Raw genomic sequence first — 21,681 nt, forward strand, 5'->3', positions numbered from 1 at the left:
TCAGCTTTTGGATGGATCTTTTCTTGAAAAGCACCGTCCTCCGCTTTTCGATCAGGTGAGACCCCACAGGCGAAGCCGAGGAGGCTCAGCGCCCGCCCCTAAGGTCCGCGAGCATCCTCACGTTCCAATCTACCTCCTTGTTCAATAAACAACAATCTTTTAGAAAATAACCTAAAAAAAAGCAGCTCATGGCCGTACATCTAAAGTAGATAAATTGATACAGGAGGTAAAATGAATTAAAGTTAATATAGAGGATAAGACTTGTTTCGGGATGAGGTGTTCATTTGGAACTGGATAATATTTACGGCAAGCTTAAAAATCATACACCCAAGATTCTGGGGAGCGAGAATTTTTCCAAGTATTCTGTTTTGCTTCCTTTAATTAAAAAAGAGGATGAAATTCACGTGCTGTTTGAAGTCCGGTCCCTTGCACTCCGAAGGCAGCCCGGAGAGATCTGCTTTCCAGGCGGTAGAATCGATCCGAATGATACAGATGAAAAAGGGGCAGCCATTAGGGAAACCGTTGAAGAACTGGGATTACATAAAAAAGACATCACAAAAGTTCTTCCTATTGATTATTTAATATCTCCATATGGAATGATCATCTATCCATTTGTAGGCTGGATTACAAGACTAGAGGATATAAAGGTGAATCCTTCCGAAGTAGGGGAAATCTTTACCGTGCCGCTATCTTTTTTTCTCAGTGCTCCTCCGGAGATCTATAAAGTCAACTTCAGAGCTGAGCCGGAGCAGAACTTCCCTATGGATTTATTGGTGGGCGGCCAGAATTACCAGTGGCGTCCGAGGCAGCTGGAAGAATACTTTTATGTGTACGAAGATAAAGTCATTTGGGGACTCACAGCCAGAATCCTTTCTCATTTCATTGATATATTGCAATGAAATGCTTTGCCTTTTGAAATATCTAAATAGATGATGTTATCATTCCTTTGCTGATATAGAGCAAAGGTTTCTTTATGCAAAAATCTCCATTGTTGAATTTTACACGATATTGGCCTTCATAGAAGCGCGCCGAAGATTGGCGCATGGGGATATTACATGTGGCGTGAACGGAGGCAGACTCCCGGCCCTGCGGGAATTGGGTACATGCAGCAGGAATTATCCGGGAAGAATAGAGTTTTTCAGTAGAAAAACGTTCACAACCTGAGAGCCTGAAGTATATAAATTAATTTTAAAAATATGATGTTATAACATGATAAAAAGGTGTGATTGAATGGCTGTCCACACGGTAACAACGGGCGAAAATTTATGGACCATATCACAGCGGTATGGAGTGCCGGTATCGGCCATTACAGCAGCGAATGGACTCCAGTCCACAAAACTCACTCCAGGTTTAGCCTTATATATTCCAGCAGCAGACGAGTCCGTACGGGCGTATAGAGTGAAAGCGAACGATAGTCTTACTGCGATTGCAAAAACATTTAACACCACCGTTCAGGCTATACTTCGACGAAATCCTGCATTAGATCCTGCTCGGCTATCAATTGGCCAGACTTTGTTCATTCCTTCACGTACCAAACTTTCCTTTGAAACACTCGGTTTTATCATTCCTTATAATTCCCAGGCCTTTTTACTTACACTTACCACGATAAGCCAGGAGCTGACGTATCTGGCTGTGGCTGCTTTTTCATTTAACGAAGAGGGATTTGTGTATGCCGAGCTGAGTGATGATGGAATACCAGCACGGAGCAGGGAGCTCGGGATTGTGCCTTTGCTTATGGTCCGGAACTACCGGGGCGGTAAATTTGATGCAGAACTTGCCGGTACAGTTTTGGGGAGTTCTGCTTTCCGACGGAATTTAATTACCAGTCTATCAGCCTTAGCAAGACAGAGGGGATATCGCGGTGTTAGCATTGATATTGAATTTATTCCTCCGGCCAGGAGAAATGATTTTAATACGTTCCTGAGAGATCTAAAAAGAGAATTAGGCAATCTTATCCTTCAGGTAAATGTTCATGCTAAAACCGAGGATATCCCGACAAACCGCATCATCGGTGCCTATGATTATAAAACGATCGGCAGTATCGCAGACATTACAGCAGTCATGACGATTGATTATGGGTATCCCGGCGGCCCGCCTGAACCGATCTCTCCTCTTTGGTGGCTTGCACAGGTAATCCGATACAGTATTACACAGATCAATCCGCGTAAACTTCTGATGGCCATGGCTTTATATGGATATGACAAAGAAACTGGCACTAACCAGACCAGGGCACTCTCAGTACAAAGTGCGCAAAATCAAGCCATTACGCTTGGGGTTCCCATCCAGTTCAACTCCACTGCGCAATCTCCCTTTTACCGCTATCAAAGAGAAGCCCAACATGTCGTCTGGTTTGAGGATATACGAAGCTACATCCAGAAAATAAACCAAATCGACATATACCAGCTGAGAGGAACAACAATGTGGCAGCTTAGCCAGCCTGCTCCCCAGCTCTGGGCCTACCTAAAACGGAATAGTACTATAATAAAAAAATAACGGGAAATGGGGACTGTCCCCCATTTCCCATTTTTTGGTCCTTTATTTCAGTACAATTTAGAATGGGTCTGTCTTTATTTCCCAGATTTATGTTAGAGTATGGGTAAAGTGATTTTGTTATTTTAGTAGAGTGCATGTTTGGAGTGGATGTTATGTATAAGATTTTGGTTGTGGAGGATGACAGCAAGATTGCTTCGATTTTGTCTTCACATCTTGAGAAGTATGGGTATTCAACCGCTATTCTGTCGAACTTCAAGGAAATAAAAAAAGAGTTTATGCTTCATACTCCCCAGCTTGTATTGCTTGATGTAAACCTTCCGTATTTTGACGGATTCTATTGGTGCCGGCAGATCAGGATGCTCTCAAAAGTCCCGATCATATTCATTTCTGCCAGGGTAGGGGAAATGGATCAGGTGATGGCCATAGAAAACGGCGGAGATGATTATATCACAAAGCCTTTTCATCTAGACATTGTGACGGCCAAGATCAAAAGTACTTTGCGGCGGGCATATGGTGAATATTCGATGTCCAACGAACAGGAAGTCATCCAGATAAACGATTTATACCTATATCCCTCCCAGCATAAAGCGGAAAGAAACGAGAATATCGTCCAGCTTTCCAGAAATGAATATATCCTGCTGGAATCTCTGGTGAAAAGGATGAACGAAACGGTTTCCAGGGAAGAGCTTTTAGAAGCACTATGGGACAGCCAGTCCTTTGTTGATGATAACACCCTTACAGTCAATGTGAAGAGAGTGAGGAGCCGTCTCGAAGAAATGGAAATATATGAAGCCATCCAGACAAAACGGGGCGTAGGCTATTTTTTCACCTCAGAATGGAGAGTTTAATGGGCATGAAAAATTATTTGATGGACCGTTTCCTCTTCATTTCAGCCTACTGGTTCCAGGTTTTAATCGTACTGGTCATTATTCAGCTCGATTTCTTACATTCTCACCACTCTCTCCGGAAAGAAAACGTGGCATATATTCTTTTTTTATGCTTGTTTATTTTTACTATATGCATCCTTATCGATTACACGATTAAGAAAAAATTTTTCATAAAAGCAGAAAAGTTCTTGGAGAACAGCAATAAACAGGAACATACTGTGATTCTGGAAGATGCAGGGACGCGGGAGCAGCGAGAATTTTTAAGAATACTGCAAAAGGTTCAAAGTACATACCTTACATCGTTAAGAAAGAATGAGAAAAAGCAGCAGGAGTATCTTCAGTTCATGAATCTCTGGATCCATCAGATGAAGACCCCGGCTTTTGTTATTTCACTCGTTTTAGATAAAGCTAGGAAAAAGGAAAGTGCTGCTGAGGATGCGCTGGAAAGTATCAGGCAGGAAAATGAGCGCATCCTGCAGGGGCTGGATCTCGTCCTCCATGTGGCCAGATATAACGAATTTGAGAAGGATTATAAGATCGAGTATGTCCAGCTGGAATCATCGGTCAGAAAAATGATCAACGAAAACAAAAGGACGTTCATTAGCAGCGCCATTTTTCCTGTTTTCGAAGTCACTGCCGAAAATTCCGTTGTACAAACGGATAAAAAATGGCTGGAATTTATCATTAATCAGCTATTACATAACGCAATCAAATATACAAAACTTACCCAAAAAGAAAAAAAACACATTATATTTTCCATTTCAATGAAAGCTGAAAATACGATTTTAACGATTAGTGATAATGGAATTGGGATCCCCCAAAAAGATATAAAAAGGGTGTTCGATCCTTTTTTTACAGGTGAAAATGGGAGAGTCACGCATGAGGCAACAGGTATGGGTTTGTTCCTGACTAAGCAGATCTGTGACAGACTGGGTCATGGTGTTCAAATTACCAGCACAGAGGGGCAGGGAACGACGGTTACGATTCTTTTTGGTAATGAGCATACCTATTTCAACATCTAAGTGACAAATTTGTAAGATAACAAGATAGCTTTGTAAGGAAAATCGATACCTTCCCTTTTGGTATTTTCTTAAAATAAAAGTACAAACAAAGTGGAAGGAGTTAAGAATATGTGGATGCTTGAAGCCGATAATGTCAGTAAAACCTACAGCAATTCAAAAGGTGCTGTGATAACGAAAGCTCTTAATGGAATCGATTTAAAGGTTGAAAAAGGAGAATTTGTCGGGGTTATGGGCCCTTCGGGGAGCGGAAAGACAACTCTCCTGAATGTAATTGCAACGATCGACAGTATGACCTCAGGTGAAATCTTCATTAATGGAGCACAGCCGCATGATTTAAACAAGCGGGAGCTGGCTAAATTTCGACGGACGGAGCTGGGATTTGTTTTTCAAAACTTTAACCTGCTTGATACACTGACCATCGGCGAAAATATGCTGCTGCCTTTAACACTGGAAGGGGTCCCTGTGAATGTGATGAAGCATAAGCAGCGGGAGATTGCTGAAATTCTGGGTATTTCCCAGATCTTAGACAAACGCACCTACGAGGTTTCCGGCGGGCAGGCGCAGCGTGCGGCGATAGGAAGAGCGATCATTCACTCGCCTTCTATTGTATTAGCTGATGAGCCTACGGGAAACCTTGATTCGAAATCATCACAGACCGTAATGGAAACTCTCCAAAAAATCAATCTTGAAAAACAGGCAACCATCATGATGGTAACTCACGATCCGTTTGCAGCAAGCTATTGTGACAGAGTTATCTTTATAAAAGACGGTGAACTTTATAATCAGATTTACAAAGGCGACAACCGTTCTGCTTTTTATCAGGAAATCATTAACGTTTTATCGATGTTAGGGGGAAGTACACATGACCTTTCTGCAATTCGCCCTTAATAACGTAAAGCGCAATGCCAGATCTTATACAGCGTATCTGCTTTCAAGCAGCTTTTCCGTAATGATTTTCTTTTCGTTCGCCATGTTTATTTTCCATCCCGATATTAAAGAAGGCTATATCGTACAGACAGCACAAAGCGGAATGCTGGTAGCAGAATATATCATATTCTTTTTCTCTTTTTTCTTTATCTTTTACTCAATCAGCACCTTTTTGAAAATGAGAAATAAAGAGTTTGGCATCTTAATGATTCATGGTATGAGCAAAAGGCAGCTGAACGGCTTGATCTTTACGGAAAATGTGCTCATCGGACTTTTTTCCATTATGATAGGGATGGGTGTAGGTCTTATATTCGGTAAATTATTTTTCATGCTCTCTGGGTATGTGATGGGTATTCCAAGTCTCTCCATGTATCTTCCATGGAAAGCGATGATCCTTACCATACTGGCCTTTATGATCATGTTTGTGATCGTATCCTTTACGACCGTTTTCTTTGTAAAAACCAGCGAAGTCATCGGGCTGCTGAAAGGAAACCAGAAGCCTAAGCCTGAACCAAAATCTTCACTGCCCCTTTCTCTATTAGCGACAGTATTAATTGGAGCTGGATATTATATTTCGTCTATTGCGACAATGCGTACGGTTGCCATATTCATGATTCCTGTCGCCATTTTGGTAATAGCAGGTACATTCTTCTTGTTTTCGCAGTTAAGTGTATATGTGCTGAAGATGCTGAAGAAAAATACCGCTTTGTATTATAAAAGAACCAATATGATCACTCTTTCGGCCCTAGTCTATCGAATGAAAGATAATGCCAGGATGTTCTTTGGAGTGACAATTGTTACAACTGTGGCATTTTGTGCGGTGGGTACTGTAGTCTCCTTTACAGGTACGAAAAAATCAGAAGTAACAAATTCTTTTCCCTTCGCCTTTCAATTAACGGAATATAATGCAAAGGGTCAAAGTGTGGAGTTCGAAAAGGATCTGGCAAAAGAGAAAGTATCTTATAAAAAAGTAGAAACACATACTAAACTTCTTCCTATTACAGGAACTTCCAAAAAGCAGGGTGGATTTATTAAAGAGAGCGCCTATAACAAAGCAGCCAGGGCTCTCGGCTATGACACGATCGATGTAAATTCCGGCGAAGCCGTCTGGATCAAATCATCCTATGAAGCTGCCATGAACATTCAAACACCCAAAAGTATCTCTACAACAAAAGGGCAGACCTTTGTCATGAGTACAGCAGTGGATAAAAGTGTGTATTCACATAATATTTCAGTTTCATATTCAAATTACGTCATTCCTGATTCAGATTTTGCCCGCTTAACGACTGATCACATAGCCTATATTACAGGTTATTTAGTAAGCGATTGGGAACAGACCACTTCACTAAATGAAGAAAAGTTCAGGGAAAAGGGAAAAGTTGAACTCATTTCAAGAGCGGAAGTATTTCATATGGTCAAACAGATGTATAGTATCATGCTGTTCATCGGATTGTTTATCGGAGTGGTATTCTATCTGTCATCTGTTAGCTTCCTATATTTCCGGCTATTTTCCGACATCGAAGGGGACAGGAAATTTTATGATGCTATATCAAAAATCGGACTGACAGACCAGGAAATCAAAAAGATTAGCAGTTTCCAAATCGGACTATTATTCTTTGTCCCATTCATAGCAGCTGCCATCCATACAGCAGTGGCCTACACAGCCCTTCAGGAATTCTTTGAAACATCCATATTGGGCCCATCCCTGCTCGTCATTGGCTGCTTCTTTGCCGTACACACCCTGTACTTCCTCATCATCAGAAGCAGGTACATGAGCCAGCTTCGGGGACTGTCCCCATTTCCCAAGTAAGAAAATCTAGTGTTACCGGGGATTTCAGCCCGGTCAGGCCTTATTTCCCAAGCAGCAGGGGGGCATGGACAAAGTAAAAAGAGCTGGCTCATGGCCAGCTCTTTTATGTCGTTATTTTCTGGCTTTATAATATTTGTTGGGGTCGAGGAAAAATTTCGGGCATAAAAAAACACGCAAACTTCCAATTCCTTTATACTTGAATTGTCGAGAAACAAGTAAAGGAATGAAGTTGCGTGCATATGAATTTTACCATGAATATCCCAGGTTTAAAAGGGGTTATCCCTACTAGATTTGAAGATGTAGGAGGAGTTACGACTACCGTATTCAAAAAATCCATCACTTAAAATGGTTCGAGAGGCAGACCCAAATCTTTTACAAACGAAGACGTTATGCCTGTAGCTGCGGAAAAAGGTTTTCAGAGAAGAATTCTATTGTTCAGCGCTACCAGCGTACTTCAATAGAGTGGAACCAGGCTATCATGATTCGAGCTGTAAAAGGTTAGACTTTTAAGGAAACAGGCGAAAACTATGGTGTTTCTGCCACTACGATTGTTCGCCGATTTGATCAATTGGCTCACAGCGAAATCCGAACTGTAGAACACTTACCATCTGTCATTGCAATAGATGAATATAAAGGGGACACAAGGGAAGGAAAGTATCAGCTAATCATTGCGGACGCGGTTACTCGAAAACCGATTGACATTCTTCCTAATCGTTATAAAAAGACGATTAAGCACTATCTGCAGAAACATGGCAGCCAGGTACAGATGGTCGTAATGGATATGAGCCAGTCCTTCAAGGCAGCTGTCCAGTCCGCGTTAGGACGTCCCATTATCATTGCCGACCGGTTTCACTTCTGCCGGTATATTCATTGGGCACTTTATGGAGTAAGGAGACGTTGCCAGCAGTCTTTTCATGATTATGATCGGAAGAAATGTAAACGGATGAAGCACGTATTCCATAAATCGAGTACCAAGCTCAATGAAGAGGAACGATGGCATTTAGAGCGTTATTTAGAGATGTCTAAAGAGCTCAGAAGAGCCTATGAATTAAAAGAAGCCTATCAGGCTTGGTTTTCACATGCCCAAGAAAAAGGGACCCACCAAATGGGAGAAGTAAAAGAGGAATTACACGGATTTTATGAACTAGTAAGAAGATCAGAAATTCCTGAAATGAATAAGGCAATAAAAACCCTGCAAAATTGGCAGACTGAAATCTTGAACAGCTTTATATATCCCTATTCCAATGGGTTTTTAGAAGGTATAAATAATTCAACCAAGGTACTGAAGCGGAATGCCTTTGGTTTTAGAAGTTTCGACCGTTTTAGGGCTAAAATTTTATTAACACATCAGTATAAAGGAATTGGGGTTCACATTGGAGAGGGTGACGACGCAAGTCATCACCCCAACATTTGACGGAGAACCTATTTTCTCAAGTTTTCTTGATCTTTCATTCTGTGCTGCTGATCAGGTACACGTCCCGCATCTCCAGAAGGTGCCTGGGCATTGTTGCCGTAATCCTGAAATTTTCTTTCTGCTTCCATTAAACTCTCTTGTTCTTTATTCTTTTCTTTCATGATGAACACTCCTTTAATTGTTTTTATTCCTTTTCCCTGTGAGGACACGATAAAACAATTTATTTAAAAATGCTTAAAGGGAGGAACTTAGCATAGGAATGGCGAAAATAAAATAAGGGAAGTTCTCTGGCGTTCTGCATATGATCTAAAAAGGAGGAGTTACCATGACGATCCTCGGCTACTGTTTCTGGTCAGCAGTCATCATCCTCGGCGGTACAGGATATTGGATGGAACGGAAATACAAAACAAAAGCTCCTGAAAAAACGAACTTCCAGGTGCAGCAAGAAGAGATTATCAATATTGATTCACACTATAACACCTTTGGCGGTAATTAAAGGAAAAATAATTAACTCATATTGAAGTAACTCTGTTGACCAATGGAGAGTATTCTAATATAATAAGATGCGTAGTGAAAAATTGTTCCAGTAGCTCAGCAGGATAGAGCGACAGCCTCCTAAGCTGTAGGTCGTGAGTTCGAATCTCTCCTGGAACGTTATATTGGAAAAGCCATGTTATGTTAGTTGTCCCGCATTTTAAAGAGGATACCTACGAAAACATGGCTTTTTTGTATTTTCAGATCAAAGATTGGGGCTTATCATCGTTTTGGAAACCTCTAAGCTTGATGAATGATTAACCGTCTTTTTTACGAGGGTCTACTCCGAAACACGTTTAACATGTTGTATACTCTCGGCTTTTTATACGCACCTTATGTAAATGGAGGTGACCGTATGAAAGAAGATAAATTCAGCTTCGATGACAATTTACTTGAGCATAACGAATATGAAGGTTTGAAGGGAAAAGACAAAGATAATCCTAAAGGTTTAGGTGCACCCATACCGAGAGAACAAAGAGACCAGTCCTAAAAGGCTGGTTTTTATTGTGTTATATTTTGAAAGTCCAACGCTTTTTATAATAAAGGAAACCCTAAAACAGCTCTAATTAAATCTGCAGTACTTTGCCCTTATGAATCGATCTTTATAGGGGCTGCCGGTTTTAGAAAGCGGGGTACAAGACCAAGTCAGATGAAAGCATGTTTATATGTTGAAAATTGATTACTTTCACCATATTAGCCGATAATATTTTTAAAAGTGGAAAGCTAATGGTGTGAATATGAAAGATAACAAACAAGTACGTAGACTAATCGATGAAAATTATGATCAAATTCATAAATTAATACAAGAAAAGATTGAAATTTGGTTTGACTATGTAGTTTTTTCAAGTTTGTGGTGGCTGGGTGTTGCTCTTTCAGTAATTCCCTGGATTCTCTGGTTCATTTTCCGGAACAAGAATAGCACTGACCGTATTTTATATTCTGGCTTTTTCGTCATCATTATTTCTATAGCTCTTGATATAGTAGGTGATCAATTCAGTTTATGGCATTACAGATTTAACGTAATACCAATTGTGCCAACTTATTTTCCATGGGATATTACCCTCATGCCGGTAACGGTAATGTTCATTCTGCAAATAAAGCCGGATACGAATCCTTTTATAAAAGCCATTGTCTTTGCAGTATTTTCTGCTTATATTGCGGAACCTTTTTTCCATTGGTTAGGTATTTATGTGACCCTCTCCTGGAAATATACTTATTCAGTTCCCATTCAATTTGTCATTTATTTAGTGGCGCATTACTTAAGTCGAAGAAGTCATTTCTCAAAATTTTATTAAAAACATAACGGTAACTTTATAAAAGGAGCTCAAAACTTTTTACTAGCTGAGTAATCTCGTTACCCTCGTTATAAACGGCTTTCAAGACTTCTGTATCCGGGGCATATCCGGTATCTCTCTTTATTTTTTGAATCCACTCATAAGCAGTTTTGGCAGCTGTATGATCGGACGCTTGCTGAAACTGCTTTGGATCAACAGGGAAAACTCCTTTTCTCATAAAACGGGTTCCATGTGCACGTATCGTCACTTCCAGGCTGATATCCACATTGATCTTCCTCTTTTTTTATCTTATTTTTCTCATTAGAATATAAAACTAATCTTACTTATTGTAAAAGCTCTGTTATATTTGCCTGTAAATTTCCGCTGCAGGCACTCGGTTTCCGCGAGGCGGTTGGGCACTCCTCGCTGTTTACGCCTGTGTGGTCTGCCTTTACCCGCTTTTCCCGCAGGAGTCCCGCAAACTACGCTCCAATCAACATAATTCCTAAATTAACAATGAAATTTTAAATAGCCATTAAAAAAAGAGATACATGAATGAAGGAGGGTTATACCAATAATATAAAGGTTACCGGAGCACATACTTGGCGTGTTCGCTGCCTCTTGTTTATATTAAATATTATACAGACAATATAAAAATCTAAATTAAGGAGCTGTCCAGCAGATGACAGAACAAGTGATTATCAACAATACAACCCTGGAAGTATCTAATTTTAACGATGAAATCATTTCCCAAAATGGTCAAGACCAGCACAAAATCAGCTTTGATTTTAAAGTGACTCACGAGGAGTACCACGATATTACGACTCTTCTTTACCAACAGCAATTTGATATAAAAGTTCCTAAACAGAACCTGGAATTCAGGGGGACTATTTGTAATTATTGGACTTCTTTTACGAATTTATATAAAGAAGGCAATGTGGGAGATTTTCATCTCGAGTTAATGGAGAACAAAAACAAGTAAGTTAATTAAAATTTAAACAATTACATATATTAAGTGGGATACAATGGAGGTGATACATATATGGACCAAAAACCGGATTTTTACGATGGCTCCTCACTTGACTTTCTCACTGATGAATTTACTGAAGCTCAACAGCCGTTTCTGCTAACCCCTGAGATGAGAGGCAGTATCAGCTGTAATCCTTATACGTTTGAAATAAACGAATAAAATGAAAAGAGTCGTAAAAAAGAAACTTTGGACAGAATTAGTTCGCCAGAGTTTCTTTTTCTTTAGATAAAAAGTAAAACCAATTAATAAAATAGAAAATACCTTTGGCCAAGTTAAGGATCATTTAAGGGAAAGGGAAGTATCTTGTTAATGTAACTGCCATCCATCTAAACACTAAAATATGTGGGTAAAATACGAATTTATGTGGCTGATTAGATAGTTTATGTGGCAAAACCAGCTATTTATGTGGCAAAATCAGGAGTTTATGAGGCTGCCTAACCAATGCAGATCTTCTAATGTATCTTTTGGATCCACCTTAAAGTATCCATGGCGAAAGAATTCCAATTTATCCCGTGGTTTGACATCCTTCATTTTGGGCTCTGCAAATCAGTTGACGATCTGCGGGGAGTTAGGGTTCAGAAGGCTGGTTAGATACCATTTGAATGAAACTTTTCATTGGGGAATTTTCTGATAAGACAGAAAGAGTATTAAAGTGAAAGAATTATCGAGCCATTATTTCAAAAAGCCTATAAATCATTAAAAAAGCTATCGATTAATGTCGAGGACTTTTGAGAATTTTAATAAAAATTTACTCAGAGTTAATGGTATCTTCATGCTTATCTAGTATTCTGTTTGGCAAGGGGTGGTTAAATTGACTTTGAATATTAGTAATGAAGAATTAGAAAAAATCTTGCAGGAAAATGGAATGTCAATTAAAAAAGCCATTGCTACAGCCTTTGTAAATAATAAAGCAGCCAAAGAGACACCAGAAATTATAAAGAGAGTAATTTACGATGAAATAAACCGTTATAGAATAGGTTGAGACGGCTTGTCACAATTCTCAATTACCTAGTCACCATTTTATGGTGACTTTTGTGTAACTACATAAAAAAAGAAGAACTTGATGTGTAAAAAGGTCACTAAAAAGTCACATCAAATTCTTCATAATTTTCTTATCGATTATCAACCTTTTCAGGGTACAAATCATGATTCATCAAGCGGTAATTAGCCATTTCCTCATATTTTGTGCCTGGTTTTCCGTAGTTTGTATACGGGTCAATGGAAATGCCGCCGCGCGGTGTGAATTTACCCCATACTTCAATATATTTAGGATCCATAAGTTTGATAAGGTCGTTCATGATGATGTTCATGCAGTCTTCGTGGAAATCTCCGTGATTTCGGAAGCTGAATAAATATAATTTTAAAGATTTGCTTTCAACCATTTTTACATCCGGGATATAGCTGATGTAAATAGTCGCAAAATCCGGCTGTCCTGTGATCGGGCACAGGCTGGTGAATTCGGGGCAGTTAAATTTAACGAAGTAGTCCCGGTAGGGGTGTTTATTATCAAATGATTCGAGAATTTCCGGTGAATACTCAAATAAATATTTCGTTCCCTGATTGCCTAGTAACGTTACATCTTGTAATTCATCTTTTTGTCGTCCTGCCATGTATATAGCCTCCAATATTAATTCCCAGGTAGTAAGAAAAAGGAGAGTAATTTCATAGTAAAAATAAAAACCATATCTATGAAAACGATATGGCTGGATTCTGATGCCATAGTTTTTTATAGAGGGTATCCGCTATGAACCTCTCCCAAATCGGGAGTATATTAATTTTTCATACCTGAAAAAGTATATATGACAAAGACATAAATTTCAATATAAAAGAAGGCTCCAGGCTATTCCTGATAGTAATAATGCTGAATAATATTATACACTCAAGGAGAAAATAACTCTTATTCTTAAATGGATGAAGGAGGCAGGGGAATGTATATTGACGGGCAAATCATCTCCGGGGAATTCGATCAGGAAACACAAATTTTCTCTTTGAAAAAGGTCAAGAATTTTTATACGGAAACGAGCCTGAAAGAAAACCAGATCGGCAATTTATACAATTATTTGAAAATGCATGCCGACGATACAGACGGCCAGATTGTGACTCTTTATGACCAGATGCTTGTAAAACTCTCATCACAAGAAGTGAAGGTGCTTATAGGGGAGCTGGAGAACATACAGAATATGTATTAAAGCTGCCCTTGAAGGCAGCTTTCTTTGTACCTACGCTGTTTTCCTCTCGATGTCTTTCCTTTTGCGCACCCACAAATCCGTTACTAACACGATACTTGCTAAAATAATGATCATCCCGATAATCGTATTCAGGTGAATGGTTTCATTTAGAAAAACTACACCCCAGCCTACTCCAAATACCGGCACAAGAAAGGTTACGCTTGTGGTTTTTAGCGCCCCTGTCTTATTGATCAGATAGAAAAACAGAATATAAGCCATTGATGTACATACCACTGCTAAGGCGAGAACGGAAAAAATGGTTCCTGATGAAGGTAATCTATCCGGCAGTGTAAAGAGAGCAAATGGAACAAGGACAATCCCGGCGCCAATCTGCTGGCCAATCGCCAAATCAAGCGGCTTTGCATCCGGAAAGTTTTTTGTAATATAATTACTGGCAATCCCATAAAATAGTGCCGCTCCCACAGAACATAATGCAGAGAGAATGAAAATCGTTCCGGTTGAACTCGTTCCCCAGCCTGCCAAAACTGCCACCCCGGCAATTCCCATGATCATTCCCGCTACTTTAATAACCGTAAGCGGAGTCTTAAACCACACAAACGCAACTAGAGCAGTAAACATAGGTGTAGTAGCATTAATAATGGAAGCTAATGAAGCTGTCAAATGCAGTTCAGCAGCCGTAATCAGCACAAAGGGAAATGCGGCATTAAGAGTGCCGACTATGATATATTTTTTCCAATGAGCTCTAAAGCTGAATCGATACCGGATCACAGCGGTATAAAGCAGCAGGGCAAGCGCTGCTATCACTACACGCAATTCAACCGTAACAAATGGTCCCAATTCCGGCGTTGCAATACGAATAAATAAAAAGGAAGCCCCCCACACGGCAGCAAGCGAGAACAATGCTGCTAAATCCTTTCCTGACACAAAACCACTCCTATAAGCATTTTATACTTCTGCAATTGATTGTAATGAAGCTTCTCTAACAAATCGTTTCAATTCTTGCTCTTTAATTTTTTATACTGCCATATACCTGCAGGCAATGATAAACTTATCATAAATAAAGAAAGTCTGTCGATTGGGGTGAACGTTATAGAAGAAAAAGTTTGGGAGGCAATCGTTACCTGCAATGTTAATTTCGATGGTGTTTTTTACTACGGAGTGCTCACCACAGGCATTTATTGCCGTCCTTCCTGTAAATCAAAAACACCTAAAAAGGTAAATGTTAAGATTTATGATACAACAGAAGAAGCAAAAGCGGATGGTTTAAGGCCTTGCAAGAGATGCCAGCCCAATCAGACGGTTATAGCTTCTCCTAGTGAAAAAGTTGTCCTTCAGGCTAAAGAGTTATTAAAGAATCAGTACTCAGAAGACTGGACTCTGCAGGATTTATCCACCCGGGTCTTTTCAAGTCCTTACTGGCTTCAGCGAAAGTTCAAAGAAAGCGTGGGGATGTCTCCGTTTCGTTATTTGACTCACCAGAGAATAGCATCCGCTGAACAGCTTCTGATATCTACTGATTTAACCATCACCGACATAGCCCTGAACTGTGGATTTAAAACATCATCTCACTTTTCGTCACTTTTTACTAGACAAAAAGGAGTCCCGCCGAGTACATATCGACTACAGATGAAAAATTCCAATGTGAACTCAGATTCGAATACTATGGGGTGAATCGATGATCTCGGATATATTACCTTTTGCAGAGTTACTGCTAGATCTGCTGGATATAAAAATACAAGGCATACCAAGCATATGTTCAGGTAAAGAAAAGAAGCATGGAGCATATGTTTAGGTTAAGAAAAAAACCATGGTTTTAGGAGCTTCTAAATGACTACAGATACGGATACATCATTCACCATAATTCTGCCGTTTACAGCTATCTTGATAAAACAGGCAAAGTTAAACTCCTGCTTCATCATGAAGAAGCAAGAATCAAGTTTATTTACTTTGTTAAAAAAGAGCATGGAGATTACACAAGTTTTTAAAGGTTTCTAATACTCCCGCTCAAGGTACTCCTTTTAATCATTAAATAAATGGTGGAGCATCCGGTCTTTATCATTAAAGAATTGTTTCATAAGAATATAATGATTGGTATCTTCCAATCTAACTTCATGTAATCCTTCCTGTGTAAATTCCAGGATTTTTGCCTGTGGGTAAGCCATTATGATAGGCGAATGCGTGGCAATAATAAATTGTGAGTGATCCTGGACTAATTCATGTATCCTCGCAAGCATGGAAAGCTGCCGGATGGGTGAAAGAGCGGCCTCAGGCTCATCTAAAATATAAAGTCCGTTTCCGTAAAAACGGTTCGAAAAAGTAGAAAAAAAGGCCTCGCCATGTGATTGTTCGTGAAGAGATTTCCCACCGAAAGAATCAATGACTTTTCCCCCGAAGCTAAATTCTTCCCTATCCATTTCTTCTATATTCGAAGCGACATTGTAAAAGGTTTCGGCTCTTAGAAAAAAACCGTCCTTCGGTCTGCTGACTCCTTTAACCAGCGTAATATGTTCATCAAGGCTTGAATGGGAATTGTATGTAGTAAAATTAAAATTAAACGAGCCGCCTTCTGGGTTGAATCCTGCAGCAATGGCTATAGCTTCTAGAATGGTGGATTTACCCATTCCGTTTTCTCCAACCAGAAAGGTTACAGAGGGATGAAAGGATAATTCCTGCAGCTTTTTTACAGCGGGCAGATTATAGGGGAACCTATCGTATGACTCTATATTTTCCCGTTTAAGCCTCATGCCTTTAAGATATTGTTCCATGGCTTTTTCCTCCAATCTCAAAACGCCTTTTTACCATCTAATATACCATTCCAGTCATCCCCCTTACATATAAATCTAAAAGTGTTTATTTTGGGATTATATTCCTTTACACTTAATATAAAAACGGCGGGGGTATTATGAAACTAAAAGAACAGCTTCAGGATCTTGCAGATCAAGAAAATAAATGGAATCTACAGAGGGATCAATTAGATACGCTTCTAAATGAAATGGTAGAAAGTATCGGGTCTCCGGATGCTGTCTTAAGGGACAAGCTTATTTATACAACTTTTTCAAAGCTGATTAAGGAAGACTTCCTGGATCAGCAGCAAATGGAGCAATTGTTAAAGACTTGCCTCGATCACTTAATTTTTTACAATATCTGTTCAAAGGAAGATGACTCGGTATTGACTCGTTCGTTTTCAAGCTTAGTGCTTGCACAGTTATTAAGTAAAGACCGAACGCTATTAGTATTATCTAAATCATCAGTATCTGCAGCCATCAGCTCCAGTATCGAATATCTTATCAAAGAGGAAGATACAAGGGGGTACATAGAAGGAAAAGGGTGGGCGCACAGTATTGCACATGGAGCTGACTTTTTAGATGAAGCGATCAAACATCCTTATTTTTCTTTAGATAAGACAAAAAGCTGCCTAGAAGCAATCCGTACATGTATTCTGAATAAATCAGGTGTTTATATCGATGATGAAGAAGAACGGCTGCTTTATCCGGTTGAAGCCCTTCTGCAAAAAGGAATGCCGGAAAGAACCCTTTACGACTGGGTACAAAGTATCGTGGATGACCATGACCTTAAAGCGAAGGAAGGGTATTCACTGGAATATTTCCGTATGAAAAAGAACACTTCTAACTTTCTTAAAAGTTTATATTTCAGATTATTAAGTAATAATCAGACGTCGGAGACAAGAGCTCTTATAGAGTATTCTGTAACACGATGGACAGCAGGCTGACAATTGTAATCCAAATGTAATGTCGTATGCAGGAATTTTCTGTTATAATTTGTTTAAAGCTTTATTAAAAGGCTTTAAAGTATCCCCTAACAATGAAAGGGGGAGGGATATTTGGATTACAGCCAAATAAAAAAGTTATTAGAAGATCTAGCTTGTTCACCTTATATTGAAAGCAAAGTCTCACATACTCTAAGCCATAAGGATAAGAGGATGCTTGAGATCAGCTATAAGGGCGAGAACAAAACCTACGAAATTGTTAAGATTGAAAACCAATGTGTCGAGCATTATGTAGATGTAAATTCAGCTGCTTTGGCCATTACAACCGTCATAAATCACGAATTACAAACTGAATATATGAACCCAATACACTAAAACCTGCTGATCTTTTCTCCTAGCAGGTTTTTTTTATCATCCTTCAGCAAGAAATAAACGGGAACCCTAAAGCGACATTGCATATCTGAAAACTTCAATCAGAAAGGACGTTGAAAGAATGCCTGTAAAATGGCTTGAATGGGCAAAGCAGATCCAGGCTCTTTCCCAGGCAGGACTTGCATTCTCTAAGGATATTTATGATTTGGAAAGGTTCGAGGCATTGAGGGACATTAGTGCGGAAATGGCAGCAGAACTTACTGGTACCCCAGTTGAAACCATGCATGGAATCTTCACGAACGAAAAGGGCTATCAAACTCCTAAAGTGGATGTAAGGGCGGTTATTTTTCATGAGCAAAAAATGCTACTTGTAAAAGAAAAAAATGATGATCTCTGGGCTCTCCCGGGCGGTTGGGCTGAGATAGGGCTGACCCCAGGCGAGAACGCCGTTAAGGAAACCCGGGAAGAAACGGGTTTTGATGTAAGGCCGGTCAGGCTGCTGGCGGTGCTGGATAAGAAATGCCATCCCCATCCCCCTTCCCTTTACCATGTTTATAAATTTTTTATTCTTTGTGAACTTGAAGGAGGAAAAGCAGCCCCGGGCATCGAAACTACAGAGGTTCGTTTCTTTGCTCAAGACCGGCTGCCGGCTCTATCAACGGCACGAAATACCGAAACTCAGCTGGATATCATGTTTGAGTTTTTAAAGAATCCATTAAAGAATACTGTATTTGATTAGCTGAACATGGAAAAAAAGGAGGTACTAGCTGCAAGCTATTGTTAAGAAAATGAATATTAATTCTGTTTCATGGCCGGTTAAATGCCAAAGGAGTACGAAATTACATATAACCACAATTGAGGAGTGGAACCTTCATAGTTGAAGACTTTAGAGCCTGTAGTAGTTTAATAATGTAAGCAGATACATATTTGGAGCGTCATACCTTTAGCATAAAAAAGGAAAAGGGAGGATCATGAATGGGGAAAACAAAGCACACGGGTCCTATTAAACTGGATAAAAAGCTGGACCCCTCTTTATGGGCCGGGCTTGCTCCCATGGGAATCGGCAGGATAAAACCCCATCATATCAAAGATACATTAAAGGCAGCATGGGACAATAAAGACAATCTGCCTTATGCATACCGCATACTGACAGAGGGAGTATGCGATGGCTGTGCCCTTGGCGTTTCAGGTCTGCGGGATCAGACGTTAAGTGGACCGCATGTATGCACGACCCGCCTTAATGTACTGAGATTAAACACGATGAGGGCAATTGAAGAGAAATGGCTGCATGATGTGGAAAACATGAAAAAGCTGACTAGTACAGAGCTCCGTAAGCTTGGAAGAATCCCTTATCCCATGTCCCGAAAAAGAGGTGATAATAAGTTTACCAGGCTTTCCTGGGACGAGGCGCTTACCCGGATCGCTGCAAAAATCCAGTCAATCAATCCCAGACAGCTCGCTTTTTATCTCACGGCCCGCGGGATTACCAATGAAGTATATTATACAGCAGCTAAAACCGCCCGATTCCTTGGAACGAATAATATTGATAATGCCTCCCGGATCTGTCATTCCCCAAGCAAGACTGCTCTCAAGAGGTCGATTGGCATAGGGGCATCAAGCTGCAGTTATAAAGATTGGATAGGTACCGATGTATTGGTTTTCTGGGGTTCTGTAGCCGCAAACAATCAGCCGGTATCCACTAAATATTTATATGCCGCTAAAAAGGCAGGTACGAAAATCATCATGATCAATCCATACAGGGAGCCTGCGATGGAAAATTATTGGATTCCTTCTATCCCTGAAAGTGCATTGTTCGGAACCAAAATCGTTGATGACGTGTATCAGGTTAATATTGGCGGAGACATTGCCTTTATGAATGGGGTAATGAAGCATTGGATGGAAATGGAAAGGGAAAACCGAGGTGCTGTGATTAATCATTGCTTTGTAGAGGAACATACGAATGGATACCAGGAATTAAAATATCACTTAATGAAGCAGGAATGGTCAGAACTCGAGAAATCATCGGGTGTAACGAAGAGCAGAATGCTTGAGTTTGCCAGGCTGCTGGCAGATGCGGCAACCGGGGTCTTTGTTTGGAGCATGGGCCTGACTCAGCATCGATTTGGTACAGACAACATTTCACAGGTTGCGAATCTTGCGTTGCTGCGGGGCTTTTTGGGCAGGGAAAAATGCGGTGTCATGCCGATTAGGGGCCATAGCGGTGTTCAGGGTTCCGGAGAGATGGGAGCAGATCCTTTTGTTCTCCCAGGAAGTGACTTTAATGAAGAAAATGCTGTTAGAATGGAACAGCTTTGGGGGTTCCCGGTACCCAGGTGGCAGGGGGATTCGATTGGACAGATTCTTGAAAATACTCTTCTGCCGCAAAATCATAAACGAAGGGTAAAATTGTTTTACACAAGCGGAGGCAATTTTTTAGAGACGATGCCTGATCCTGACGCGATAAGGAACATGCTTGAAGCGGTGGATATGAGGGTGCACCAAGATATCATATTTAACACATCCACACTGGTTGATGCAAAAGAAGAAGTAATCATCCTGCCAGCCATGACCAGGTATGAACAGCCGGGAGGAGGGACCTCAACCAGTACAGAGAGAATGGTTTACTTCAGCCCGGAGATAGAAGGTCCAAGAATTGCAGAAGCCAGGGCAGAGTGGGAGATTTATCTAGATTTGGCATCTAGAGTTTACCCTGATAGAAAGGAGCAGATCTGCTTTAATAATGCAGAAGAAATACGCAGGGAAATTGCGGAGGCAAACCGAAATTATGAGGGAATACAGGACTTAAAGGTAAAAGGGGACTTTTTTCAATGGGGCGGAGCATGGCTTTGCGAAGATGGACTTTGCCCTACAAAGGATGGCAGGGGGAACCTGATTCCCATTGATATTCCTGAAAACCGGAGAACGGAAGGCCAGTTCTTTGTAACATCTAGAAGGGGAAAACAATTCAACTCTATGATCTACAGTGACACAGATTCATTCAATGGGGCCGGCCGGTATGACATATTAATGAATAAAGCAGATGCGGCAAAGCTGAGGATAAAAGAAAATGATCCGATTGTTGCCTTCAATAAATTTGGCACCTTTCAAGGATATGCGAAATTCGGGGAAGTAAAGACGGGCAATATTGCTGTCTATTGGCCGGAGGGGAACATTCTCCTGCCGAAGGGTGTATTGGAGAGATATGCTAAAATCCCTGAATACAATACTACCGTCATTATTGAAAAAGCTGAAACCTTTCACGCGCAAAAGGATAAAAGGTATCTTGAAAAGCGGATTGAGGAGCTTGAACTTACGGCAGAGTAATCTGCTGCAAACTATACTTTTAGTAAAGGCGCTTTATACTGTATGATCATCAGATTGACTTGAACTGGTTTACTGATCCCATAGTCAGCGGGGTGGATAACTGGATAGCTGCTCAGCTTAGGAGCAGCTATTATTCTCTTATAAAAACAACACCATATGTTCTTCATCGAAATATGTATGCCCAATTTTAAGAGCATGTTTTTCTTGTCCATATATTTCAAAACCGAGAGAGGCGTAAAGCCTTTTCGCGGCTGAATTGCTCGTTACTACAGAGAGATAGATTTGTTCAATGCCGCTGTGTGATTTTGCAATGTTGATAGCTTCTTCCATCAGCTTCCGTCCCGTACCCTTGCAGCGATGTTCTTCCGTAACATACATGGCAAATATAGATGCACGGTGATTCATTTTCCTTTTAGGTTCTCGAACAAGAGTGACAATCCCAACTAGGGTTTCTTCTTTAAATGCCCCAATCGTATATACATTCTCAGCTTGGATTCTATGTTTGAAATCCTCGACTGTTCGGTCTTTTTCCTCTTCATAGCTTGAACCAAAGGCTTCAGGATTTTTTTGCAGAGCCTCGAGACGGATATGTCTGTATGGTTCCGCGTGCTGAGCTCCCAATTGGATGAGCTTCATATTTTCCCTCCTCATGTAAAACGTAATAGTTGGTATCCATTT

General features: G+C 40.3%; 25 protein-coding genes, 1 tRNA gene and 1 pseudogene. 21 read left to right on the top strand and 6 right to left on the bottom strand.

Going from position 1 to position 21,681, the window contains the following annotated elements:
* The first annotated feature begins 284 nt into the window (after positions 1-284).
* From CUU66_RS09935 to CUU66_RS09965, 7 genes and pseudogenes are all read left to right on the top strand, one after another.
* The gene (locus CUU66_RS09935) at positions 285-899 is read left to right on the top strand and encodes an NUDIX hydrolase (RefSeq protein WP_101641628.1); all 615 of its coding nucleotides are present in this window, start codon (positions 285-287) and stop codon (positions 897-899) included.
* Between the two features lie 331 nt (positions 900-1,230).
* Positions 1,231-2,493 (top strand): LysM peptidoglycan-binding domain-containing protein, encoded by a 1,263-nt coding sequence (locus CUU66_RS09940; RefSeq protein WP_101641630.1) that lies wholly within the window; start codon positions 1,231-1,233, stop codon positions 2,491-2,493.
* A 152-nt stretch (positions 2,494-2,645) separates the two neighbouring features.
* Positions 2,646-3,341 carry a response regulator transcription factor gene (locus CUU66_RS09945; protein ID WP_101641632.1) on the top strand — a complete coding sequence of 232 codons (696 nt, stop codon included), beginning with the start codon at positions 2,646-2,648 and terminating at the stop codon, positions 3,339-3,341.
* A complete protein-coding gene (locus CUU66_RS09950; RefSeq protein ID WP_180955229.1) occupies positions 3,341-4,402 on the top strand; it encodes a sensor histidine kinase in 1,062 nt (353 codons plus the stop codon). Before CUU66_RS09945 ends, CUU66_RS09950 begins: the two co-directional genes overlap by 1 nt.
* Positions 4,403-4,510: 108 nt before the next feature.
* Positions 4,511-5,290 carry an ABC transporter ATP-binding protein gene (locus tag CUU66_RS09955; protein WP_101641635.1) on the top strand — a complete coding sequence of 260 codons (780 nt, stop codon included), beginning with the start codon at positions 4,511-4,513 and terminating at the stop codon, positions 5,288-5,290.
* Positions 5,265-7,139, top strand: coding sequence for an FtsX-like permease family protein (locus CUU66_RS09960; RefSeq protein ID WP_101641638.1), 1,875 nt, complete (start codon positions 5,265-5,267; stop codon positions 7,137-7,139). The genes CUU66_RS09955 and CUU66_RS09960 overlap by 26 nt, the downstream gene beginning before the upstream one ends.
* Before the next feature lie 239 nt (positions 7,140-7,378).
* Positions 7,379-8,553: pseudogene (locus tag CUU66_RS09965) on the top strand (ISL3 family transposase).
* 8 nt (positions 8,554-8,561) lie between these two features.
* On the opposite strand, the gene CUU66_RS24115 reads toward CUU66_RS09965, so the two are convergent.
* Positions 8,562-8,714 (bottom strand): hypothetical protein, encoded by a 153-nt coding sequence (locus tag CUU66_RS24115; RefSeq protein WP_180955230.1) that lies wholly within the window; start codon positions 8,712-8,714, stop codon positions 8,562-8,564.
* A 164-nt stretch (positions 8,715-8,878) separates the two neighbouring features.
* On the opposite strand from CUU66_RS24115, the gene CUU66_RS24120 reads away from it, so the two are divergent.
* The 4 genes from CUU66_RS24120 to CUU66_RS09975 all read left to right on the top strand — a co-directional run bounded on the left by CUU66_RS24120 (position 8,879) and on the right by CUU66_RS09975 (position 10,382).
* A complete protein-coding gene (locus tag CUU66_RS24120) occupies positions 8,879-9,049 on the top strand; it encodes a hypothetical protein (protein ID WP_180955231.1) in 171 nt (56 codons plus the stop codon).
* 84 nt (positions 9,050-9,133) lie between these two features.
* Positions 9,134-9,207: transfer RNA gene (locus CUU66_RS09970), tRNA-Arg, on the top strand.
* A 235-nt stretch (positions 9,208-9,442) separates the two neighbouring features.
* Positions 9,443-9,577, top strand: a complete 135-nt coding sequence (locus tag CUU66_RS24785) for a hypothetical protein (protein ID WP_257967949.1) — start codon at positions 9,443-9,445, stop codon at positions 9,575-9,577.
* Positions 9,578-9,824: 247 nt separating this feature from the next.
* The gene (locus CUU66_RS09975; protein WP_101641640.1) at positions 9,825-10,382 is read left to right on the top strand and encodes a CBO0543 family protein; all 558 of its coding nucleotides are present in this window, start codon (positions 9,825-9,827) and stop codon (positions 10,380-10,382) included.
* A gap of 16 nt (positions 10,383-10,398) precedes the next feature.
* Here the strand turns inward: CUU66_RS09975 and CUU66_RS09980 are convergent, their stop codons facing one another.
* Positions 10,399-10,647 (bottom strand): hypothetical protein, encoded by a 249-nt coding sequence (locus tag CUU66_RS09980; RefSeq protein ID WP_101641643.1) that lies wholly within the window; start codon positions 10,645-10,647, stop codon positions 10,399-10,401.
* 396 nt (positions 10,648-11,043) lie between these two features.
* On the opposite strand from CUU66_RS09980, the gene CUU66_RS09985 reads away from it, so the two are divergent.
* From CUU66_RS09985 to CUU66_RS24130, 3 genes are all read left to right on the top strand, one after another.
* A complete protein-coding gene (locus CUU66_RS09985) occupies positions 11,044-11,343 on the top strand; it encodes a DUF3219 family protein (protein ID WP_101641645.1) in 300 nt (99 codons plus the stop codon).
* Between the two features lie 60 nt (positions 11,344-11,403).
* Positions 11,404-11,550 carry a hypothetical protein gene (locus CUU66_RS24125; RefSeq protein WP_180955232.1) on the top strand — a complete coding sequence of 49 codons (147 nt, stop codon included), beginning with the start codon at positions 11,404-11,406 and terminating at the stop codon, positions 11,548-11,550.
* A gap of 652 nt (positions 11,551-12,202) precedes the next feature.
* Positions 12,203-12,373, top strand: a complete 171-nt coding sequence (locus CUU66_RS24130; protein WP_180955233.1) for a hypothetical protein — start codon at positions 12,203-12,205, stop codon at positions 12,371-12,373.
* Between the two features lie 130 nt (positions 12,374-12,503).
* Here the strand turns inward: CUU66_RS24130 and queF are convergent, their stop codons facing one another.
* Positions 12,504-13,001, bottom strand: a complete 498-nt coding sequence (gene queF / locus CUU66_RS09990; protein ID WP_101641647.1) for a preQ(1) synthase — start codon at positions 12,999-13,001, stop codon at positions 12,504-12,506.
* A 318-nt stretch (positions 13,002-13,319) separates the two neighbouring features.
* Here queF and CUU66_RS09995 point away from each other — a divergent pair, with 318 nt between their 5' ends.
* A complete protein-coding gene (locus CUU66_RS09995; protein WP_101641649.1) occupies positions 13,320-13,580 on the top strand; it encodes a hypothetical protein in 261 nt (86 codons plus the stop codon).
* Between the two features lie 30 nt (positions 13,581-13,610).
* On the opposite strand, the gene CUU66_RS10000 is transcribed toward CUU66_RS09995, so the two are convergent.
* A complete protein-coding gene (locus tag CUU66_RS10000) occupies positions 13,611-14,504 on the bottom strand; it encodes a DMT family transporter (RefSeq protein WP_101641651.1) in 894 nt (297 codons plus the stop codon).
* Between the two features lie 156 nt (positions 14,505-14,660).
* Here CUU66_RS10000 and CUU66_RS10005 point away from each other — a divergent pair, with 156 nt between their 5' ends.
* Complete coding sequence (locus CUU66_RS10005) at positions 14,661-15,251, top strand: bifunctional transcriptional activator/DNA repair enzyme AdaA (protein ID WP_180955234.1); 591 nt, start codon at positions 14,661-14,663, stop codon at positions 15,249-15,251.
* A gap of 156 nt (positions 15,252-15,407) precedes the next feature.
* Complete coding sequence (locus CUU66_RS24135) at positions 15,408-15,575, top strand: hypothetical protein (RefSeq protein WP_180955235.1); 168 nt, start codon at positions 15,408-15,410, stop codon at positions 15,573-15,575.
* Positions 15,576-15,598: 23 nt separating this feature from the next.
* On the opposite strand, the gene CUU66_RS10010 is transcribed toward CUU66_RS24135, so the two are convergent.
* Positions 15,599-16,345, bottom strand: coding sequence for an AAA family ATPase (locus CUU66_RS10010; protein ID WP_101641655.1), 747 nt, complete (start codon positions 16,343-16,345; stop codon positions 15,599-15,601).
* A 137-nt stretch (positions 16,346-16,482) separates the two neighbouring features.
* Here CUU66_RS10010 and CUU66_RS10015 point away from each other — a divergent pair, with 137 nt between their 5' ends.
* From CUU66_RS10015 to CUU66_RS10030, 4 genes are all read left to right on the top strand, one after another.
* Positions 16,483-17,310: a DUF2785 domain-containing protein gene (locus CUU66_RS10015; RefSeq protein ID WP_101641658.1), complete on the top strand. Its 828-nt coding sequence runs from the start codon at positions 16,483-16,485 to the stop codon at positions 17,308-17,310.
* Positions 17,311-17,421: 111 nt separating this feature from the next.
* On the top strand, positions 17,422-17,682 hold the full coding sequence (locus CUU66_RS10020; RefSeq protein WP_101641661.1) for a hypothetical protein: 261 nt from the start codon (positions 17,422-17,424) through the stop codon (positions 17,680-17,682).
* A 118-nt stretch (positions 17,683-17,800) separates the two neighbouring features.
* Entirely contained in the window at positions 17,801-18,418 is a 618-nt protein-coding gene (locus CUU66_RS10025; protein ID WP_101641663.1) for an NUDIX hydrolase, read from the top strand.
* Positions 18,419-18,654: 236 nt separating this feature from the next.
* Positions 18,655-21,003 carry an FdhF/YdeP family oxidoreductase gene (locus CUU66_RS10030; protein ID WP_101641665.1) on the top strand — a complete coding sequence of 783 codons (2,349 nt, stop codon included), beginning with the start codon at positions 18,655-18,657 and terminating at the stop codon, positions 21,001-21,003.
* 138 nt (positions 21,004-21,141) lie between these two features.
* Here CUU66_RS10030 and CUU66_RS10035 read toward each other — a convergent pair whose 3' ends face one another.
* The gene (locus tag CUU66_RS10035; RefSeq protein ID WP_101641667.1) at positions 21,142-21,639 is read right to left on the bottom strand and encodes a GNAT family N-acetyltransferase; all 498 of its coding nucleotides are present in this window, start codon (positions 21,637-21,639) and stop codon (positions 21,142-21,144) included.
* Positions 21,640-21,681 lie beyond the last annotated feature (42 nt).

This window comes from Peribacillus deserti (assembly GCF_002863585.1).
In the GTDB taxonomy this organism is placed as follows: domain Bacteria; phylum Bacillota; class Bacilli; order Bacillales; family DSM-1321; genus Paraperibacillus; species Paraperibacillus deserti_A.

Bases quoted from the DNA above. Each gene is read 5' to 3' on its own strand.
- CUU66_RS24125 (WP_180955232.1), top strand. From the start codon at position 11,404: ATGGACCAAAAACCGGATTTTTACGATGGCTCCTCACTTGACTTTCTC.
- CUU66_RS09940 (WP_101641630.1), top strand. From the start codon at position 1,231: ATGGCTGTCCACACGGTAACAACGGGCGAAAATTTATGGACCATATCA.
- CUU66_RS09985 (WP_101641645.1), top strand. From the start codon at position 11,044: ATGACAGAACAAGTGATTATCAACAATACAACCCTGGAAGTATCTAAT.
- CUU66_RS24785 (WP_257967949.1), top strand. From the start codon at position 9,443: ATGAAAGAAGATAAATTCAGCTTCGATGACAATTTACTTGAGCATAAC.
- CUU66_RS09955 (WP_101641635.1), top strand. From the start codon at position 4,511: ATGTGGATGCTTGAAGCCGATAATGTCAGTAAAACCTACAGCAATTCA.
- CUU66_RS10030 (WP_101641665.1), top strand. From the start codon at position 18,655: ATGGGGAAAACAAAGCACACGGGTCCTATTAAACTGGATAAAAAGCTG.
- CUU66_RS09975 (WP_101641640.1), top strand. From the start codon at position 9,825: ATGAAAGATAACAAACAAGTACGTAGACTAATCGATGAAAATTATGAT.
- CUU66_RS24120 (WP_180955231.1), top strand. From the start codon at position 8,879: ATGACGATCCTCGGCTACTGTTTCTGGTCAGCAGTCATCATCCTCGGC.
- CUU66_RS09945 (WP_101641632.1), top strand. From the start codon at position 2,646: ATGTATAAGATTTTGGTTGTGGAGGATGACAGCAAGATTGCTTCGATT.
- CUU66_RS09995 (WP_101641649.1), top strand. From the start codon at position 13,320: ATGTATATTGACGGGCAAATCATCTCCGGGGAATTCGATCAGGAAACA.
- CUU66_RS09950 (WP_180955229.1), top strand. From the start codon at position 3,341: ATGGGCATGAAAAATTATTTGATGGACCGTTTCCTCTTCATTTCAGCC.
- CUU66_RS09960 (WP_101641638.1), top strand. From the start codon at position 5,265: ATGACCTTTCTGCAATTCGCCCTTAATAACGTAAAGCGCAATGCCAGA.
- queF (WP_101641647.1), bottom strand. From the start codon at position 13,001: ATGGCAGGACGACAAAAAGATGAATTACAAGATGTAACGTTACTAGGC.
- CUU66_RS10035 (WP_101641667.1), bottom strand. From the start codon at position 21,639: ATGAAGCTCATCCAATTGGGAGCTCAGCACGCGGAACCATACAGACAT.
- CUU66_RS10025 (WP_101641663.1), top strand. From the start codon at position 17,801: ATGCCTGTAAAATGGCTTGAATGGGCAAAGCAGATCCAGGCTCTTTCC.
- CUU66_RS24115 (WP_180955230.1), bottom strand. From the start codon at position 8,714: ATGAAAGAAAAGAATAAAGAACAAGAGAGTTTAATGGAAGCAGAAAGA.
- CUU66_RS10015 (WP_101641658.1), top strand. From the start codon at position 16,483: ATGAAACTAAAAGAACAGCTTCAGGATCTTGCAGATCAAGAAAATAAA.
- CUU66_RS10010 (WP_101641655.1), bottom strand. From the start codon at position 16,345: ATGGAACAATATCTTAAAGGCATGAGGCTTAAACGGGAAAATATAGAG.
- CUU66_RS24135 (WP_180955235.1), top strand. From the start codon at position 15,408: ATGACTACAGATACGGATACATCATTCACCATAATTCTGCCGTTTACA.